Origin of the sequence: Ruminococcus sp. AF17-1AC, assembly GCF_003461385.1 — a bacterium.
GTDB lineage: Bacteria > Bacillota > Clostridia > Oscillospirales > Ruminococcaceae > Hominimerdicola > Hominimerdicola aceti.
The window spans coordinates 891-5,226 of the sequence record NZ_QTWZ01000037.1 but is presented as its reverse complement, the minus strand read 5'-3'; the positions used below and the strand labels follow the sequence as shown (position 1 = coordinate 5,226).

The window sequence follows — 4,336 nt, the reverse complement described above, 5'->3', positions numbered from 1 at the left end:
TTATTATACTTTGATTGTTTTGTATGTGTCAAGTTTTATTATACAGGATTAGTCACAAGCGGGTGCTTACGACTGTTTTTCATAGGGTCTATGACGTATTTGTGCAAATATAAATTAAAATGGCATTTCACGTTTTGAAAATTCATTTCACAACATGCCCATCCGAAATCTCAATAACCCTATCGCACTGCTCCGCAATGTTCATATCATGGGTTACGATTATTATCGTTTTTCCCTCGTGATTGAGCGACTTGAAAAGCTCCATTATCTCGGCAGAAGTCTTTGTATCCAAAGCCCCAGTCGGCTCGTCAGCAAGTATCACGCTCGGCTCGTTTACAATAGCACGCGCGATCGCCACACGCTGTTTCTGACCGCCGGAAAGTTTATTACAAGGCTTTTTCGCAAGTTCCTCAATTCCGACAGATTCAAGTGCGGCAAGCGCTTTTTCCTTTTTATTCTTGATTTTTGGTTTTGCAAAATTCAGCGGTATCATCACGTTTTCCAGTGCAGTAAAATCCTCGACAAGAGAAAAATCCTGCATTACCATACCGATTTTCTCGTTTCGTATTTTTGCATACTGCCGCTCGGAAAGATTCTTGACAAGCTCCCCGTCAAGGGTATACTCGCCGTCCTGATAGTCGTCAATACAGGCAAGGATATGCAAAAGCGTTGACTTTCCAGCACCGGATTTGCCGATTATTGCTGCCATTTCACCGTCCTGAATCTCGCAGGAAACGCCGTGCAGAGCTTCAAACTCGTTGGACTTTTTAGGGTTATATATCTTTGTTATGTTGTTAAGCTTAATCATAATTCCATCTCCCGCAACATATCTTTTATCTTCTTTTTCCCGATTATTAATATAGGCATAATCGATGAAACTATAATTGTAATTATCAGCCATGCTGCACATGAACAAAACTCATTTGTACCAAAAGCAACAATTGATCCGTTAAGCTTTCCACTGATCTTTAAAATATTGAAAAACAAATAAGCAAGAAAACATGAGAAGATACAGCAGCATAATACATTACACATCTGTATTAAAACACAGCCTGCCCTTGTTCCGCCGGAAATGCTGTATATGCCGTAATTTTTCAGCTGCCTGTTTGTACTTATAGCACTCATACTCAAAATGCTTGTAAAAATGAGTATGCTTATGCCGATTATAAGCGGTAATATCATCACCCTTTGCTCGTTTATCTGTTTTAAGCTTGTCTCGTTTATTTTTGATAATTTTATCCCTTTTATATCAAAATCGGCGCCTAACTGAGTGGTGAAATTTTCATATTCCTCATCGCTACGACCCTCTTTGAATTTAATAAGCGACATTCCGGGACAACCGCCTAGCTTTTGATTTTTTTCAGTAAGCAGGAGAATTTCATTTTTATGCTGCGCACTATAATAATTTGGATACAAAGATGAAGCGTCTGAAACTTCGGACATCAATGTATAGGCGTTAAAAACTTTAGCTCCATCGCAAAGCATTCCTACTATTTTAAAATTTAATTCCTTCTCACAATCTGACTGCGAATCGAAAACCACAGTTATCACATCGCCGACCTCATATTCATCACTATAGGATATTACTGCGTTAATTATGCCGTCTTCGCTGTCACATTCGCTTAACCATTTACCCTTTTCAAGGATTGGTATGTAATCATTGATGAATTTGTCATCATAGCTGTTGATATAAACGTACCTGATGTCATTTTTATAAAAGGCATTGCTATTGTTATAAAGTCCGCCAACTGAATTGAAGGAGTAAACCTCGTCAACATATTCAAAACCGCTTATCTCTTCAAGCAGAGGATAATTCGGTATGTCGATACTGCAAATTCCTTCTCCGTCTATATGTTCCTTTATCGGTGAATAAAACTTTGAGATATAGTTTATTGAGGACACACAGTAAACTATCAGTATCAAAGCTGCGGAAATTTGTAGGATTATAAAAATATTAAAAAATATATTACGTTCAAATTCCTTGATACCATATCTGATATATGATGCGCGCACCGTTTTCACCTCCGTGATTTCAGCATTTGCACTGGCGAACGCGAAATGCTGAAATAAATCATTATGTTTTGAGAAACGAAGGTCACAGCTATGTAGATCGCTGCAAGTAAAATATAGTTTTTCACTGAATATGCAAGAGTGACATACGGCAAAATACCGGCTAGTCCGGGAAGTATAAGAAAATTAAAACAAGATATACATAGCAGAATATTGATCGCACTATATATCATCATCTCGCTGACCATGATTCCTTTGAGCCTGTTTTTAGAACACCCATTGATCCTGAATATAGCCATAGTCTTTCGTCTAAGATCAATCACATATTTAAACAATGCCGTGATATTGACAGAAGATATGATCGCAATAACAACGCAGATCGTCATTTTTGTCTGAAAGGTTTTCAGCACCTCGGCATCATAAACCGGCATATCCGAAATTTCCTCATCGCTTATTCTGTCACCAAAGCACTTTTTGAAAATGTTAACTGCACTGTTGTATTCATTCTGATACAGAATCTGCTGTATTTTCACCTGTGGAAAAGTCGTAACATCGGCGTCTGATGAAAGAACGGTATAAGGTATATAATATCTGTCTCCCCAGGTTTTGGTGAATCCGATCACTTCAAAGGTTCCTTCAGGAAGGTCGACAAATATTCTGCCGTCTTTATCATATGCCTGATAACTGTAATCTTCGGGAGAAATATCGTCATCATATCCGATCTCGCTGTCTATCTCTTTGTAACATTCGATCGGGGCTATACATACCTTAGCAGCTTTGTCATAATCTGTTTTACTGAAAGAGCTACCACTGTACCACATTCCGTTAGTTTTCAGATTTTTTTTAATATCATACATTTCCCAGCCGTCATTATATGACAGCCAGACGTAATATCCGCCGCAGTCAAAATCTATGTACCCTATTTTATTCCCAAGCGCTGACCCCATCTCGTTAAGAAAAGTCAAAACCGATTCATTTGAAATTGGATTTTCCTCATCAATGTCGCTTTCAAAATCAAAGCTAATCCAATTCTTTTCTTCATCAATAGGCTCATCTGAAGCAATGTCCTTTATCTGCTGTGAATAATTCTGATATATCCCAAATGAAAAAATAATAAGCATCAAGCTTGTGATCTCACAGACCACAAACACAGCAAAGATAACCTTGCTGTGTCTGATAAACTGTGCAATGTTTTTAAGAATAAAAAACATATGCCCCGACCTTTCATGATTTATCCTACGTTTTTGCTGATTGTGGCAACTTTATTTGTACGTGAGGAATCACGATACACAATTACAGTATGTTTATAATTGTTTCCGCCTGAGCTTCTGTAATTTGAACAACCCTTGATGCCGATCGATCCTTTTGTACTGAGTGTTTTATATTCAGATGCTCCATCCAAATATAAGCCGTTAGAATGATACACATCAACGCTAATCTTGGTATATTCTGTCAGAGATTGTTTATTTGTAGCCCTTGTCTGAACAAAATTGCCAGCTTCATAGTAATCCATTTTTGCATATGAATTACCATTGTATGTATAATTATAATTTGATTCATACGTTTGATCAAATGCCCCTACTGATACCATTGCAGTCGTCGCTATCGTGCTGAAGGCAATAATAGAAGCTATACCAATTGTAATAGTTTTTTTCATATTCATAAAAATTTCTCCTTTAAATTATAGCATTAATACCAAAAAATATCAATGCAAATCCTTTGTATTCAAACAGTTTCGTAAGCCTGCACAAATTGAATCGTGCAATATTGTTAAATATTTTAATTCTGCATTGGAATCACCAAACCTTTCTTCTTATATTGTATTTTCAGCATGACACTGTGCTACTATAAATCGTAATGGTCTCATAATCAGAACCGTTATAGACCTTTGCGATTGTTTTAAGACGGTATGTACCGCTGCTTAACGATGATTTAGACGTGGTATATATCGCTGTATATGTGTTGAACGTTTTTGTCCAGCTTGTAACATTGCTCCACCATTTTCCACTCTTTTTCTCTAGTGTATGTGTAACAACCACTTTAGTTGTCTTATCTGAAAATCCCATTACCGTACTTTTGCACGAAGCAGTCTTATTTGAAATAGTCATACTGTTATAAACTTTGGAAGTATACTTATAGTATTCTGTGAATTCACCTTCGATAGGAGTACTTAACTGAGGCTCAGCACAAACAGATATGCCACTCCCACACACTATAATGGAAGAAACAAGTAACGCTAATAATTTTTTCATCTTTTATTATCCTTTCACAAAAAATAGAGTAGAAAGATCAAATCGACCTCTCTACCCTATATAACAATAAAAAA

5 protein-coding genes are annotated in these 4,336 nt (G+C 36.9%); all 5 read right to left on the bottom strand.

Annotated features, from left to right (window positions below):
• Window positions 1-142: 142 nt before the first annotated feature.
• A complete protein-coding gene (locus DWW81_RS12875) occupies window positions 143-808 on the bottom strand; it encodes an ABC transporter ATP-binding protein (protein WP_117856692.1) in 666 nt (221 codons plus the stop codon).
• The gene (locus tag DWW81_RS12870; protein WP_147339806.1) at window positions 805-1,923 is read right to left on the bottom strand and encodes a hypothetical protein; all 1,119 of its coding nucleotides are present in this window, start codon (window positions 1,921-1,923) and stop codon (window positions 805-807) included. The genes DWW81_RS12875 and DWW81_RS12870 overlap by 4 nt, the downstream gene beginning before the upstream one ends.
• A 95-nt stretch (window positions 1,924-2,018) precedes the next feature.
• A complete protein-coding gene (locus DWW81_RS12865; protein WP_117898174.1) occupies window positions 2,019-3,221 on the bottom strand; it encodes an ABC transporter permease in 1,203 nt (400 codons plus the stop codon).
• A gap of 20 nt (window positions 3,222-3,241) precedes the next feature.
• On the bottom strand, window positions 3,242-3,673 hold the full coding sequence (locus DWW81_RS12860) for a hypothetical protein (RefSeq protein ID WP_117898173.1): 432 nt from the start codon (window positions 3,671-3,673) through the stop codon (window positions 3,242-3,244).
• A 163-nt stretch (window positions 3,674-3,836) separates the two neighbouring features.
• Window positions 3,837-4,118 carry a hypothetical protein gene (locus tag DWW81_RS12855; protein ID WP_147337867.1) on the bottom strand — a complete coding sequence of 94 codons (282 nt, stop codon included), beginning with the start codon at window positions 4,116-4,118 and terminating at the stop codon, window positions 3,837-3,839.
• Window positions 4,119-4,336 lie beyond the last annotated feature (218 nt).